The organism is Curtobacterium sp. MCLR17_032 (assembly GCF_003234795.2).
Taxonomy (GTDB): Bacteria; Actinomycetota; Actinomycetes; order Actinomycetales; family Microbacteriaceae; genus Curtobacterium.
Window position 1 is genome coordinate 3,543,240 of the sequence record NZ_CP126268.1, and the last position, 13,470, is coordinate 3,556,709.

Consider the following 13,470-nt stretch of genomic DNA (forward strand, 5'->3'; position numbering starts at 1 on the left):
CAGCCCGGGATCGGTGGCCGGTTCGTTCAGGGGCGGTGGTACTCGTCGTCGGCGACGTGCTCCAGCCAGGTCGTCGTCGTCGCGGGGTCCTCGGCGTTGTCGAGCATCGCCAGGTGCGCCATGAAGTCGTCGGGGGCCGCGCCGTGCCAGTGCTCCTCGCCCGGGGGTGTGTACAGCGTCTGGCCGGGGTGCAGTTCGACGACCTGGCCGTCCCGCGTGCCGACGAGGGCGACCCCGTCGGTGACGTGCAGCGTCTGCCCCTTGGCGTGCGAGTGCCAGGCGGTCCGGGCTCCCGGTGTGAACCGGACCATCGCGACGGTCATCGTCTGCCCGGGCTCCTTCGGCGCCGCGATCGGGTCGAGCCAGACGTCGCCGGCGAACATCTCGGGCGGGTTCTTCGTGGTGGGCTGCTTCGGTTCGATCTGCATGCCGTCGACGGTAGGACGATCGGGTCGACGTGGGGAGGTTCTGGTCGGACACCCCTCAGCGGGCCTCCGAGACCTGCGGCGTCCACCCGGGTGTGGCGATCGTGCCGTACCAGAGCGCGTACTCCGACCGGTCACTCGTGCGCGCCTGGATCCACACCCCGGAACGAGCGGGCACGGTCACCGGGATGCGCGCCGTCCGTCCACACCGCAGCGCAGCCCGGCCAGCGACGACGCCGTCCTCGCCGTCGCGGCCCTCGGGGAAGACCCGGACCGTGACCCGGACCGCTCCGGCATCGCGGCAGACCGCGACGACGTCGTAGTGGCCGGCGGGGGTCGAGTCGCTGATGAACCCGCCCTCGGCGACGTCGCCGCTGCGGAGGAGCTGCCCACCGCCGCTGTCCCAGCCGTCGGGGTCGGCGACGGTGTCCGCGGTCCGGTCGAGCCATGCCTGGGCGGAACGTTGCCGGTCGCCGTCGGTGCCCGAGCACGCCGTCAGCGCCAGGACGCCGAGGACGAGTGCGGCGACGACGGCGAGGCGACGACTGCCGGCGGTGGTCTGCATGCCCGGAGCATGGCACGGCCGACCGACACGACGAGCGTGTCCGTGTCGTGTCCGCGTCGTGTCCGTGACCCGCACACGCCCAGCCCGTCCGCACCTCCGCGGGGTGCAATCGGTCCACACCCACCCCGGAGGCACCCCATGACGCAGACCCGTCGTACCGTCTCGGCCGTGAGCGTCGCGCTCGTCGCCCTCGCCCTCACCGCCTGCACCGGCGACGACCGGAGCGACCCGTCGGGCGCACCCCGGGCCTCCGCCCCGGCCGATCTGGCGACCGGACAGGTCGCACCGGACGGGCCAGCGAGCGACGTGGTCACCGGACTGGAGGCGCCCTGGTCCGTCGTGCGCACCGGTGACGGTGCCGACGCGCTCGTCAGCCTGCGCGACTCGGCGGAGGTGCTGGAGCTGTCGGCCGACGGCGACACCCGCACCGTGGGTACCGTCCCCGGCGTCCGGCACGGCGGCGAGGGCGGACTGCTCGGGCTCGCCCTGCACGACGACGACCTGTTCGTCTACTCGACCGGCGAGGACGGCAACCGCATCGAGCGCTACGAACTACGGGGCTCGACCGGCTCGTACGAGCTCGGTGACGCGACGACGCTGATCGACGACCTGCCCGCGAACACCTTCCACGACGGCGGCCGGATCGCGTTCGGACCGGACGGCATGCTCTACGCCAGCGTCGGGGACGCCGGCGCGAGCGAGGACGCGCAGGACCAGGACTCGCTCGCCGGCAAGATCCTGCGACTGACCCCGGACGGCGACGTTCCGGACGACAACCCATTCCCGGACTCCCCCGTCTGGAGCCTCGGGCACCGGAACGTGCAGGGCCTCGGGTGGAGTGCGGACGGCACGATGTTCGCCTCCGAGTTCGGGCAGGACCGGCGTGACGAGCTCAACGTCATCGAGCCGGGCAGCAACTACGGCTGGCCCGAGGTCGAGGGCACCGGCGGCGAGGACCAGGGGTTCGTCGACCCGGTGCAGCAGTGGGCCACCGACGACGCCAGCCCGAGCGGTCTGGCCGTCGTCGGCGACACGGTGTTCATCGCGAACCTGCAGGGCCGGGTGCTCCGCGGCGTCCCGGTCGCCGACCCGGGCAGCGCGCACGAGTACTTCGCCGGCGAGTACGGCCGGATCCGCACGGTCCTGGCCGGGCCGGACGACACGCTGTGGTTCGTCACGAACAACACCGACGGGCGCGGTGACCCCGGCGCGGGCGCCGACCGGATCGTGCAGGTCCCGCTGACCACCGGGTCCTGACCGCGCCACGCGGTGCCGCGCCCGATCCGGTCAGGGGACGAGCCGCTCCGCCCGGTAGCGGTCGAACAGCCGGGTGAACGAGTCGAGGGTGCGGTGGTGCTCGGTGAACCCGGCGAGCCGGCTCTTCGACATGTCGGTCATCACCTCGATGTCCCGACCGAGGTCCGCGTCGGTGTGCCACCAGGACGCCAGGCGCTCCAGGTCGGGCTCGACCAGGCCGTGCTCGGCGACGATCTCGGCCCAGACCGGTGCCGCCTCGGCCATCTGCTCCTCGAAGGGGCGCGGGGCGGTGTCGAAGCCCTCGGCCTCGACGCCCAGGTGCGCAGCGATCCGCGGCCACATCCAGCGCCAGCGGAACACGTCGCCGTTCGCGGTGTTGAACGCCTCGTCGGCCCCGGCCGGGTCCGTCGCCGCCCACATCATCTGCGCGGCGAGCAGGTCGGCGTCGGTGACGTCGGTCAGGCCGTTCCACTGCGTCTCGCTGCCGGGGAACACCATCGGTCGGCCGGTGTGCCGGCTGATCGCCGCGGCGACCGCGATCGTGAGCCCCATGTTCATGGCGTTGCCGACCGCGTACCCGAGGACGGTGTGCGAGCGGTGCACCGACCAGGTGAAGCCCTGACGCGCGGCGGCGGCGAAGAGCTCGTCCTCCTGCGCGTAGTAGAAGTTGTCGACGTCCAGGCGCGGCTCGTCCTCGTGGAACGGGGTGTCCGGCATCGCGCCCTGCCCGTACGCCTCGAACGGGCCGAGGTAGTGCTTCAGCCCGGTCATCAGCGCCACGTGCTGCACCGGCGCGTCGGCGAGCGCGGCGAGCAGGTCGCGGACCATGCCCCCGTTGACGGCGATGTTCTCGGCCTCGGTCGCCTGCCGCGACCATGCCGTGAAGAACACGTGGGTGGCGGGGACGTCCGCCAGGGTCGCGGTCAACGACTCCGCGGAGCGCAGGTCGGCGGAGCGCCAGGTGACGCCGTCGCGTTCGGCTCCCGGGCGGCGGGAGAGCGCGGTGACGGTCCAGCCGTCGGCGACGAGGTGGTCGACGATCGCCGATCCGGCGATGCCGGTGGCGCCGACGACGAGGGCGTGCGGGGTCGCGGTCATGCGGGTCCTTCCGGTGGAGGGCGGTGAACCGGAGACAACACCTGTCGGCTGTGTGCATTCCGTCCCGCGCGTGGTCCTCCCCGAGCCCGCCCCGCTGAGACTCCGCACACCTCTGCGGCCGCGATGCCAGTACCGGAGCGGGATGTCCCCCAGCGGTCCTCCGAATGCCGGACTTGTCGACCCTTGGCAGCGGCCCGAGCATTCGATCGTGAAGCACACTCAAGGGGAACTCGGATCGACGCCGAAGACGGCGCGCTCCCGGGTCAAGGTCGGATTCATCGGGATCGTGACAGCCACGATCGCTCTGGTGGGGGCGGTGGGGCTCGCCACACCGGCCCTCGCCGCACAGCCCGGACAGAACACGGGCGGCGGGCCCTCCACGGCGGCCAACGACGCCATCGCCTACGCGGAGAGCATGTGGAGCACGAGCGACGGCGGCCAGAACAACAGCACCTACTACGCACTCGGCGGCAACGGCCCCAGCGCATGGGACTGCTCGGGCCTGGTCTGGAAGTCGTACCTCCAGGCCGGCATCGACCTGTCGAACGGTGCGTCCCGCCCGGTCGTCGGTGACGAGTACAACGCGTTGAAGAGCAACCTCGTGTCCCGGGCGAACGCGGAGCCCGGCGACATCCTGTTCTGGACGAGCACCGGCACCACCGGCGGCGACTTCCTCCACGACGGCATCTACCTCGGCAACGGGTACATGGTCGCAGCGGCCGCTCCGGGCGAAGGCGTCAAGGAGCAGACGCTCTGGTCGGAACCCGGTGAGCAGCTCCTCGACGTCGTCGGGCGACCGACCGGTTCGCTGAGCGGCTCGGGCTCGGGCGGCAGCGCCGTGAAGACCACGACCTACGTCACCGCTGCACAGGTCAACACCGGCAAGCTCTGGAGTGTCACGGCGGGCAACGCAGCGACCGCCTACCCGGTGGGCGTCGCTGCGGGAACCAGCCCGGCGATCGCCACCCTCGGCGGCGGCAAGTACGTGACCGCGTTCCAGGCTGCGGGCGGTGCGCTCTGGACCGTCGATTCGGGCGGAGCGGCGACGTCGTTCCCGGTCGGCATGAAGGCCGGCACGAGCCCGTCGATCATCCCCACCTCCGGCGGTGGGTACGTCGTGGCGGTGCAGACCAACACGGGCAAGCTCTGGACGATCACGAACACGAAGGCAGCGACCGCGTTCGACATCGGCATGGCGGCCGGGACGAGTCCCTCGATCGCGGCTGTCGGCAGCGGCTACGTCGTCGCCGTCCAGACGAACACCGGTGACCTGTGGAGCGTCACGAACACCAAGGCCGCGACGTCGTTCGGCGTCGGGATGCAGGACGGCACCAGCCCGTCGATCACTGCCACCGCGAACGGTGGCTACGTCATCGCCGCGCAGACGAACACCGGTGCGCTGTGGAGCGTGACGAACACGAAGGCCGCAACCGCCTTCCCGATCGGCATGCAGGACGGCACCAGCCCGTCGATCCTCGCGCTCTCGAACGGCGGCTACGTCATCGCTGCGCAGACGAACACCGGCAAGCTGTGGACGATCACGAACGGCAAGGCAGCGACGGCGTTCGACATCGGCATGGCATCGGGCACCAGCCCGGCCATCGCCGCGGTCGGCAGCGGTTACGTCGTGGCGGTCCAGACGAACGGCAACGACCTCTGGACGGTCACGAACGACAACGCCGCAACCTCGTTCAACGTGGGCATGAAGGCAGGAACGAGCCCCGCGATCCTCGCCCAGTAGTCCGTCCTGCCCGATCAGGAGCACCCCGCACCACCCGGTGCGGGGTGCTCCTGCACGAGGTACGGACGTGACCTCCCTCGTGTGGTCGTCTGCGCCTACCGTCGTGGAGGTGACACCACAGACCCCGAACCCGTCCGGACCGCACGGCATGACGACCGGCCGTACCCTCCTGTTCGCCGTCGGCGGTGGCGCCGCGGTCGGGAACCTGTACTGGGCCCAGCCGCTGCTCGACGAGATCGCCGCGGACCTGCACGCTTCGTCGTCGCTGGCCGGGTTGCTCGTCACCGTGACGCAGGTCGGGTACGCACTGGGGATCCTCCTGGTCGTCCCCCTCGGTGACGTCCTGGACCGTCGGCGTCTGGTCCCCGGGGTGCTCGTCGCGTCGGCCGTCGCGCTGCTGCTCGCCTCGGTCGCACCCTCGTTCGGCGTGCTGCTCGGTGCCCTCGGCCTGGTCGGGCTGACGACCGTCGCAGGGCAGCTGCTCACGCCACTCGCCGGCGACCTGGCCGACCCGGCCGCCCGAGGTCGTGTGGTCGGCACCGTGGCGTCCGGCATGCTCACCGGCATCCTGGTGTCGCGGACGGTCAGCGGGCTCGTGGCCCAGGTGGCCGGCTGGCGCGCGATCTACGTCGTCGCCGCGGTCGCCGCCCTCGTGCTCGCAGTCCTGCTGCGCCGAGCGATCCCCCACCTCGACCGTCGCGACCGCGTGCCGTACCCACAGCTCATCGGGTCGGTGTTCCGTGCGGTCGCGCACCACCGGTCGGTGCAGGTGACCCTGGTGCTCGGCGCGTCGGCGTTCGCGGTGTTCACGATGTTCTGGACGGCGCTGACGTTCCTGCTGAGCGCTCCGCCGTTCGGGTACTCCCCTGCCGCGATCGGCCTCGTCGGGCTGGCCGGGCTCACCGGGGCTGTCGCTGCCCAGCGTGTCGGACGTCTGCACGACCGCGGGCTGTCGGTGCCGGTGACCGGGACGGCGCTCGCGCTCGGGCTCCTGTCACTGGTCGTCGCCGGGCTCGGAGCGCGGTCGATCGTGGTGGTCCTCGTCGCAGTGGTCCTGCTGGACGTCGGAGTGCAGGCGGCGAACGTGCTCAACCAGACCCGGCTGTTCGCGATCGACCCGGCAGCCCGGAGTCGGCTCAACACGGCCTTCGTGACCGGGAACTTCATCGGGGGCGCCGTCGGTTCCGCGCTGGCCTCGGTGCTCTGGGGGCTCGGCGGGTGGACAGCGGTCACGATCGGTGGAGCCGTCCTGTTCGGGTTCGCCTTGACGGTGTGGGCAGTCCACCGCCGCGGGGCACTCGCGCCGCCAGGTGGTGGTGACGCCGCGGCGGCAGCCGGGAGGCCCTGACCACGACCGTCGCGGAGCAGCGGTCACACCGCACGCCAGGACCACTGCCGGTGGCTCACCTCAGACCCGTCGGCTCCAGCCGCAGGACGCTCGCCGCCCAGGCGACGACGGAGGGGTCGTGCGTCGCGACGAGCACAGCAGCTCCGGCCGATGCGAAGTCGGTGAGCGTCTCCGACACCATCCGGGCGTTGTCGTCGTCGAGTGCGCTGGTCGGTTCATCGGCCAGGATGACGTCGGGCTGCTTCACGAGGAGTCGAGCGAGTGCGACGCGCTGCTGCTCACCGCCGCTGAGGTCGTGCGCACGGTCGCTTCCGCGTCCTGCGAGTCCGACCCGCTCCAACGCCTCGGCAGTCCGCATCCGGGACCCCCTTCGTGCACGACCCGGACGTCCGATGTCGATGTTGGCGTCGACCGTCATGTCGTGTACCAGGCCGAAGTCCTGGAAGAGGTAGCCGAGGTGGTCCCGCCGGAGTCGTCTGGCTCGACCGAAGCTCCTGCCCGCGGTCGTCCCGTCGATGCGGACCGCCCCGGAGTCCAGTGAGTCGATGAGCCCGATGCAGTCGAGCAGGGTCGACTTGCCCGATCCGCTCGGTCCGGTGAGTGCGAGGACCTCGCCTCGCGCCACACCGAACGACAGGTCCTGCCAGAGCAGCCGTCCACCCCGGCGCTTCGTTGCACGGTCCACCTCGAGCATCACGATCCACCTCCACGGGACCGGACGACCGCCCGGGTCGAAACGGCGATCACGGCCACGGCCACCAGCGAGAGCAGCACGAGCACCGCGGCTGCCGATGCTCCACCCACGCCCGACGCGCGTGCGGCGGGATCCAGTGCCGAGACGGCTCCCGACCCGTCAGGTCGTGCTCGCCACCAGCGGTTCAGGACCGCCATACCGCCCACTGCCAGCAGGAGGCACTCGACGAGCAGCAGGTCGCCGTTCGCACGGGCCGACGGGCGACCGGCCGCGATGTCGGTGAAGAGCCGACGGCCGTGACGTCGGTGATGTGCCGTGGTACCGATCACGGCGAGGGCGACGACGACCGCCAGACCACTGATCGTCGCGAGCACCGCGATGCCCACGGCGGTCTCGGCCTGGCGTCGACGTTCAGCTGCCGCCTGCCCCACGGACACGACTGCGCTGAACTCGTCGCCGAGATCGGCCGCGTCGATGGCGCGATCGGCAGCGGCTTCAGAGGTGAAGACGACATCACCGGTGGACAGCCAAGCCCCGAGCTGGTCCGGCGTGAAGACACGGGAGGCATCCGGGACGACGACGACCACGGCGTCGGTCAGCCAGGAGACCGCCGACGAGTCACCGGCGTACGTGTACGCCCCGGCGGATCGGAGGACCCCACCGCCGATGTGCCGTCGCTGCTCGTCGGACGCCCCGCGGAGTTCCCAGCCCACCAGCGCACGGATCACCGCCGCTCGGTCGAGGTCGGACCCCGGCGGGGTCCAGACCGCGATGCGGTCGTCGGTCACCGTGATGCGGTCACCGTTCTCGGCCCGGAGGTCCTGATGACGCAGGTACTCGGCGTCGACGAACAGCGCCGGTGCGGAACGCGAACCGGTTCCCGTGCCGACCTCGACCGCGGCGGTGAGCAGGGCGTCGTGCCGGTCGAGAGCGGTGCCGACGAGATCACCGATCCGGTCCCAGTAGTCCTGCGTCGTCGATCCGGGCCGGGGGTCCGGGGTGACCCACAGTTGGACGGCCTCGCCGGCCGCACGGAGCTCACGGTCACCGGATCCCGACCGGGCCGCTGCGACTGCCGCCGTGAGGTCGAACACCGCTACGACCAGCAGCAACGTCGCGGCGAGTCGAGCAACCTGTGCCACCAGGACGATCGTCCCCGGAGGCCGAGCTCCCCTGAGGGTGGCCGCGATCGGACGGCGGGCCGCGATGAGCGTTCCGACGACGTGGACCACCATGACCGGGATGAGCAGGGCTGCCAGGAACACCGCTGCCGAGGTCGCGAAGGTCGCCCACGCCGCGAGACCGTTGTGGCACCAGAGGACGAGTCCGACGACCGGTGCTCCGACCAGCGCGACGAGCACGGTCGCCCGGGCCTCGGACAACTCGGAGCCGACGATCGCCCAGGCGCTGCGACCGTGCAGACCGCGGACAGCCGTCCGGCGTGGCGATCCGACCGTCCCGACCAGGCAGAGCGTCACACAACCGAGCACGAGGCAACCGACGAGTCCGGACGTGCCCTTGACGCCCCCGGCGACGCCGAGGCGGTCGAGGACGGGGACCGACTCGGAACTGGTCGTGAAACCGGCGGCCTGCAGCGCTGCGACAGTGGCCCGTCCGGCGCCGTCGTCACCGATGACCTCGTACGAGCCGGCGGGGTCGTAGCGGTCGAGTGCCGCCATCGGCCGCACCGTCGTGCGTACCGTCCGGGAGAAGTCCGCGTAGCCGTCTCGCAGCCACTCGGCACCGTCGGTCCCCGGCGCGGCGGTCACCAGAGCGGTGCGCCGGGCGGTCGGTGCGGACCGGTCGGCGACGGTCCGGACGACCGTGGCCTGGTGTCGTCGTGCGACGTCTTCGAGGGCGGCGGCGATCCGGCCGTTCGACGTGATCCCGCGCTCGGCCACGGCCGTCACGACGGAGGAGACACCGACCACGCCGGACTCACTGAGTCGGGTCGCGCCGAGGAAGGCGAGGACGACGGCGAGCACTGGTGGGATGACGTAGGCGAGACGCACCGAGCGCATGCGAATGGGTCTCCTTCCACGCAGCAGCAGTCACGACCAGGGAGCTGTCATGACCAGGGTGCCGGTTGGGAACACCTGGGAAGGAGTATGCCGTATTTCAGGCGTGCGGACGCGTCACACGACGAGCGCCCCCGCCGCCTCGACCTCCCCGTGCTCCACGAGCCACCGCACCGCGTCGAGCACCGTCTCCTCCGCCGTGTACCGCGGCGCGTACCCGAGCAGCCGCCGAGCCTTGTCGATGCTGAACACGTGGCTGCGCGACAGGTGCTCCCAGCTCGCGTCCGCGTGCTCGGCGGCGGTGCCCTCTCGGAACCGGTCCCACGTGACGGGCTCGAGCCGGGCCTCCTGGCCGAACCAGGACGCGGCGAGCGCCGCGTACCCCCGCACGTTCAGCGCCGTGGGGGCGACGACGGTGAAGTCCTGGCCGGCTGCTGCATCACGGTGCTCGACGACGAGCGCGAAGGCCTGGGCGACGTCGTCAGCGTGGACGTGGGCCATCGTCTCGGCACCGAAGCCGGGCACGAGGAGCGGTTCCCCGGCGGACAGTGTGCGCCAGACCGACGGGTCGAGGTTGCCGACCGGGCCGATCGGCGCCCAGCCCGGGCCGCTGATGTGCCCCGGGTGGAGCGAGGTCGTGGCGAGACCCCCACGGGCGGTTTGTTCCTTGAGCATCCGGGCGATGACGTCCTTCTGCGTGCCGTACTCGCCCACCGGCGGGGTCGCGTTCTCCTCGGTGACGGGCAGCACGGTGCTGGGTCCGGCGCGCCAGATCGAGCCGCAGTGGACCAGGTGCACGTCGGTGCCGCGGAGCGCGTCGACGAGGGCGGTGGCCGACTCGAGGGTGAAGCAGACGAGGTCGATGACGACGTCGGGGCGCAGTCCGACGATGCGGTCGCCGAAGACGCCGTCGCGGTCCTCCTGCTCGCGGTCGGCGGTGACCTGCTCGACCTGCTGCCACTCCGGGGCGTCGACGTAGGCGGCGCGGGTGCCGCGGCTGATGGTGACGACGTCGTGGCCAGCACGCACCAGACGGGGGACGAGGAAGGTGCCGATGTGACCGGTGGCACCGATGACGACGACGCGCTGTCTGCTCATGCCGTCACCGTACGCGCGGCCCGCCGCTCGCCACGCGCAGCGGACGATGCCACCGTCCGCCCGGCGACCAGGGGCTAGCGTCGATCCCATGCAGCGACGCACACTGGGCCGTACGGGCCGTGAGACCTCCGTGATCGGACTCGGCACCTGGCAGTTCGGCGGCGACTGGGGTCCGGTCGCGGCCGAGGACGCCTTCGCCGTGATGGACGCCTCCGCCGAGGCCGGCACCACCCTGTTCGACACCGCCGACGTGTACGGGGACGGCCGGAGCGAGCAGCTCATCGGCCGCTGGATCGCCGCGCACCCCGAGGCCGGGGTGACCGTCGCGACGAAGATGGGTCGCCGCGTCGACCAGGTGCCGTCGAACTACGTCGCCGCGAACTTCCGGCAGTGGGTGGACCGGTCGCGCGAGAACCTCGGCCAGGACACGCTCGACCTCGTCCAGCTGCACTGCCCGCCGACCGAGGTCTTCTCCGACGACGCCGTCTACGACGCGCTCGACGCCCTGGTCGCTGACGGGTCGATCGCGGCGTACGGCGTCAGTGTCGAGACCGCGGACCAGGCCCTGACCGCGATCGCCCGCCCGGGGGTCGCGAGCGTGCAGGTCATCCTCAACGCGTTCCGCCTGAAGCCGCTGGACCGCGTGCTGCCCGCCGCCCGGGAGGCCGGGGTCGCGATCCTGGCGCGCGTCCCGCTGGCCTCGGGGCTGCTCACCGGCAAGTACACGACGGAGACGACGTTCGCGCCGGAGGACCACCGCACCTACAACCGGGAGGGTCAGGCCTTCGACCAGGGCGAGACCTTCAGCGGCGTGCCGTTCGAGGACGGCGTCCGTGCGGCGCAGGAGTTCGCCGCGTCCCTGCCCGAGGGCGTCTCCGTCCCGCAGGCAGCGCTGGCGTGGGTGGTCGCCCAGGAGGGCGTGACCGCCGCGATCCCGGGTGCACGGAACGCCGAGCAGGCCCGGTCGAACGCGGCCGCCGGGTCCCTCGACCTGCCGGACGACCTCGACGCGACTGTGCACGAGCTCTACGACCGGTGGTTCCGCGCGACGGTGCACGAGCGCTGGTGACCGGCGGCCCCGGGGCCCGCTGACGTCCCGGGTTCCTGTGGTCCGCTCGGAAGGACCTCAGGAAGCGTGACCACTTCACATCCGGCCTGCGGCCTGCGCGGGCCGGTCGGTCCTACGGTGATGCCGTGCAACCACGTGCCCTCCGTCAGCCCCGCGTCCACGAGCCCCGTCCGGGTCGTCGCCGACGCATGCTGTGCGTCGCGGGGGTCCTCGGTGCCGCCGCCCTGCTCGGCGCGGGCGTGGTGGTGGTGGTGGTGCCGGGCATCGTCTCGGCGGCTGAACACCCGGCGGTCGTCGGGAGTGCGCCCCACGAGCGCGTCGCGGGCGTCGTCCCGGCGGGCACCGTCCGGGCCGACGCCGAGCGCACGTGGGAACTCGACCACACGCCGGACCAGGTGCTGACCGGGCCGCTCGGGACGGCAGCACCCGGTGCCGTGCGCTTCGCGTACGCGGGAGACTCGGTCACCGCCCGCCCCGGTTCGTGGTTGCGCGACCTCGCCGCCGATCCTGCCGTCCACGCGGTGGGCGGGTACGCCCACAGCGGCTACCGTGCCGACCAGGTCACCGCGCTCATGCCCGCCGTGCCCGGAGCCGACGTCCTGGTCGTCGAGCTCGGCACGAACGACGTGAACCAGGACGTCCCGGCCACCCGCACGATCGCGGCGATCAACACCCTGGTCGCCCGTGCCGGCGCACAGCACGTCCTGGTCGTCGACACCCCGCCGTCCGACCACACGACGAGCCTGTGGGGCGTCGACCGGCGGACCGGGAACGCCGAGATGAACCGTGACCTCGCGAGCGACGCCCGGCACCACGGCTGGACGGTCATCGACCCGTTCGCCGCCGTCCGCACCGCAGACGGCGCGTACGCCCCGGGCACGACGCTCGACGGGATCCACCCGACGGCGACGGCCAACATCGCGATCGCGCGGCGGTTCGCCCGGGCGATCGTCGCCGCGGGCCACTCGGCGACCACCGCCACGACGGCGGCCGGCACCACTGCGGCCGGCACGACCGCGGCCGGGGCCTGACGCGCCGACGAGTTCCCGGGCGGTCCGTGTGCACCTGCGCGCCCGACGGCGGCACGGCAGCGTGCTCTGCTGACCGCTCAGCGCGTGGCGAGCAACGCGTCGCTCGCGTCCCACAGCTTCTCGGCGGACTCCGGGTCCAGCGCCTCCGGGCGCACTCCCACGAGCGGCCGGTCGTCGCTCGCCGGCACCGCCTCGGCGCAGTCCTCGAAGTACCGGCCGCCGACACCCTCGACGAGCGGTGACGCCGCCACGAGCACCGAGGTCGCGGCGCCCTGCTCCGGGGTCTTGAAGCCCTCGGCCGGCGAACCGTCCTCGTGGACGATGCCGATCGCGAGCGCCTGCTCGTGCGACAGGTGCCGGGAGAGGTCGGTGAGGATGCCGCCGGGGTGCACGGCGTTCGCGACGATGCCGTCGGCGGCCCAGCGTCGGGTGGCCTCCACCGCGAAGAGCGCGTTCGCGGTCTTCGACTGCCCGTAGGCCACCCACGGGTCGTAGGGGCGCCGCTCGAACATGAGGTCGTCGAGGTCGATCCCGGCGGTGTGGTGCCCCGCGGAGCTCAACGCGACGACCCGTGCGGCGCGTCCGGTCCGGTCCGCCCCGGCGCGCAGGGCGTCACGGAGGCCGGCGACCAGACTGTGGTGCCCGAGGTGGTTCGTGGCGAACTGCAGCTCCCAGCCCTCCGGCGTCCGGAGCTCGGGGGTCGCCATGACGCCGGCGTTGCCGATGACGACGTCGAGCGGCCCCGTCCACCCGGCGACGAAGGCGCGGACGGAGGCACGGTCGGCGAGGTCGAGCGGGCGGACCTCGACCGAGGCACCGGGGACGTCGGCGCGGAGGCGTCCGGCCGTCCGCTCCCCCTGCTCGGGCCGCCGCACGGCGAGGACGACCGAGGCCCCGGCACCGACGAGGGCGGCCGAGGTCGCCGCGCCGATCCCGGCGGCACCGCCGGTCACGATGACCCGCAGCCCCGTGAGGTCGATGCCGCGGAGGACCTCCGCGGCGGTGGTCGTGGCGTCGAACGGGGTCGTGATCCTGGACATGTCCGGAGTCTACGCAACAGGTGTTGTTGACGGACGGGAGGCCCGGCGCACGTCGCGTGCCGGGCCTCCCGTCCGTCAGGTGGTCA

At 72.4% G+C, this 13,470-nt stretch carries 12 protein-coding genes; 5 read left to right on the forward strand and 7 right to left on the reverse strand.

The annotated features are described in order from the left end of the window. Positions 1-26 precede the first annotated feature (26 nt). Positions 27-428, reverse strand: coding sequence for a (R)-mandelonitrile lyase (locus DEI97_RS16855; protein ID WP_111074085.1), 402 nt, complete (start codon positions 426-428; stop codon positions 27-29). 55 nt (positions 429-483) lie between these two features. Continuing rightward, positions 484-990, reverse strand: a complete 507-nt coding sequence (locus tag DEI97_RS16860; protein WP_111074086.1) for a hypothetical protein — start codon at positions 988-990, stop codon at positions 484-486. A gap of 138 nt (positions 991-1,128) precedes the next feature. Here DEI97_RS16860 and DEI97_RS16865 point away from each other — a divergent pair, with 138 nt between their 5' ends. Next, positions 1,129-2,247, forward strand: a complete 1,119-nt coding sequence (locus DEI97_RS16865; RefSeq protein ID WP_111074087.1) for a PQQ-dependent sugar dehydrogenase — start codon at positions 1,129-1,131, stop codon at positions 2,245-2,247. Positions 2,248-2,277: 30 nt separating this feature from the next. On the opposite strand, the gene DEI97_RS16870 is transcribed toward DEI97_RS16865, so the two are convergent. Continuing rightward, positions 2,278-3,345: an SDR family oxidoreductase gene (locus DEI97_RS16870; RefSeq protein ID WP_111074088.1), complete on the reverse strand. Its 1,068-nt coding sequence runs from the start codon at positions 3,343-3,345 to the stop codon at positions 2,278-2,280. Between the two features lie 208 nt (positions 3,346-3,553). Here DEI97_RS16870 and DEI97_RS16875 point away from each other — a divergent pair, with 208 nt between their 5' ends. Beyond that, positions 3,554-5,086 carry a C40 family peptidase gene (locus DEI97_RS16875; RefSeq protein ID WP_181439158.1) on the forward strand — a complete coding sequence of 511 codons (1,533 nt, stop codon included), beginning with the start codon at positions 3,554-3,556 and terminating at the stop codon, positions 5,084-5,086. A 109-nt stretch (positions 5,087-5,195) separates the two neighbouring features. Beyond that, positions 5,196-6,434 (forward strand): MFS transporter, encoded by a 1,239-nt coding sequence (locus DEI97_RS16880; RefSeq protein WP_258376643.1) that lies wholly within the window; start codon positions 5,196-5,198, stop codon positions 6,432-6,434. A 55-nt stretch (positions 6,435-6,489) separates the two neighbouring features. Here the strand turns inward: DEI97_RS16880 and DEI97_RS16885 are convergent, their stop codons facing one another. The 3 genes from DEI97_RS16885 to DEI97_RS16895 all read right to left on the reverse strand — a co-directional run bounded on the left by DEI97_RS16885 (position 6,490) and on the right by DEI97_RS16895 (position 10,244). Then, positions 6,490-7,128 (reverse strand): ATP-binding cassette domain-containing protein, encoded by a 639-nt coding sequence (locus DEI97_RS16885; protein ID WP_111074090.1) that lies wholly within the window; start codon positions 7,126-7,128, stop codon positions 6,490-6,492. Next, positions 7,128-9,149 (reverse strand): bacteriocin-associated integral membrane family protein, encoded by a 2,022-nt coding sequence (locus DEI97_RS16890; protein WP_111074091.1) that lies wholly within the window; start codon positions 9,147-9,149, stop codon positions 7,128-7,130. Before DEI97_RS16890 ends, DEI97_RS16885 begins: the two co-directional genes overlap by 1 nt. A 114-nt stretch (positions 9,150-9,263) precedes the next feature. Beyond that, positions 9,264-10,244, reverse strand: coding sequence for an NAD-dependent epimerase/dehydratase family protein (locus DEI97_RS16895; protein ID WP_111074092.1), 981 nt, complete (start codon positions 10,242-10,244; stop codon positions 9,264-9,266). Positions 10,245-10,332: 88 nt separating this feature from the next. Between DEI97_RS16895 and DEI97_RS16900 the strand changes: the two genes are divergently transcribed. Beyond that, the gene (locus DEI97_RS16900) at positions 10,333-11,313 is read left to right on the forward strand and encodes an aldo/keto reductase (RefSeq protein ID WP_111074093.1); all 981 of its coding nucleotides are present in this window, start codon (positions 10,333-10,335) and stop codon (positions 11,311-11,313) included. Between the two features lie 125 nt (positions 11,314-11,438). After that, on the forward strand, positions 11,439-12,344 hold the full coding sequence (locus DEI97_RS16905; protein WP_146248076.1) for an SGNH/GDSL hydrolase family protein: 906 nt from the start codon (positions 11,439-11,441) through the stop codon (positions 12,342-12,344). Between the two features lie 77 nt (positions 12,345-12,421). On the opposite strand, the gene DEI97_RS16910 is transcribed toward DEI97_RS16905, so the two are convergent. Beyond that, entirely contained in the window at positions 12,422-13,384 is a 963-nt protein-coding gene (locus DEI97_RS16910) for an SDR family NAD(P)-dependent oxidoreductase (protein ID WP_111074095.1), read from the reverse strand. Positions 13,385-13,470 lie beyond the last annotated feature (86 nt).

Excerpts from the sequence above, each read along its gene's own strand:
- DEI97_RS16855 (WP_111074085.1), bottom strand. The coding sequence starts at position 428 with ATGCAGATCGAACCGAAGCAGCCCACCACGAAGAACCCGCCCGAGATG.
- DEI97_RS16895 (WP_111074092.1), bottom strand. The coding sequence starts at position 10,244 with ATGAGCAGACAGCGCGTCGTCGTCATCGGTGCCACCGGTCACATCGGC.
- DEI97_RS16900 (WP_111074093.1), top strand. The coding sequence starts at position 10,333 with ATGCAGCGACGCACACTGGGCCGTACGGGCCGTGAGACCTCCGTGATC.
- DEI97_RS16860 (WP_111074086.1), bottom strand. The coding sequence starts at position 990 with ATGCAGACCACCGCCGGCAGTCGTCGCCTCGCCGTCGTCGCCGCACTC.
- DEI97_RS16910 (WP_111074095.1), bottom strand. The coding sequence starts at position 13,384 with ATGTCCAGGATCACGACCCCGTTCGACGCCACGACCACCGCCGCGGAG.
- DEI97_RS16870 (WP_111074088.1), bottom strand. The coding sequence starts at position 3,345 with ATGACCGCGACCCCGCACGCCCTCGTCGTCGGCGCCACCGGCATCGCC.
- DEI97_RS16885 (WP_111074090.1), bottom strand. The coding sequence starts at position 7,128 with ATGCTCGAGGTGGACCGTGCAACGAAGCGCCGGGGTGGACGGCTGCTC.
- DEI97_RS16890 (WP_111074091.1), bottom strand. The coding sequence starts at position 9,149 with ATGCGCTCGGTGCGTCTCGCCTACGTCATCCCACCAGTGCTCGCCGTC.
- DEI97_RS16865 (WP_111074087.1), top strand. The coding sequence starts at position 1,129 with ATGACGCAGACCCGTCGTACCGTCTCGGCCGTGAGCGTCGCGCTCGTC.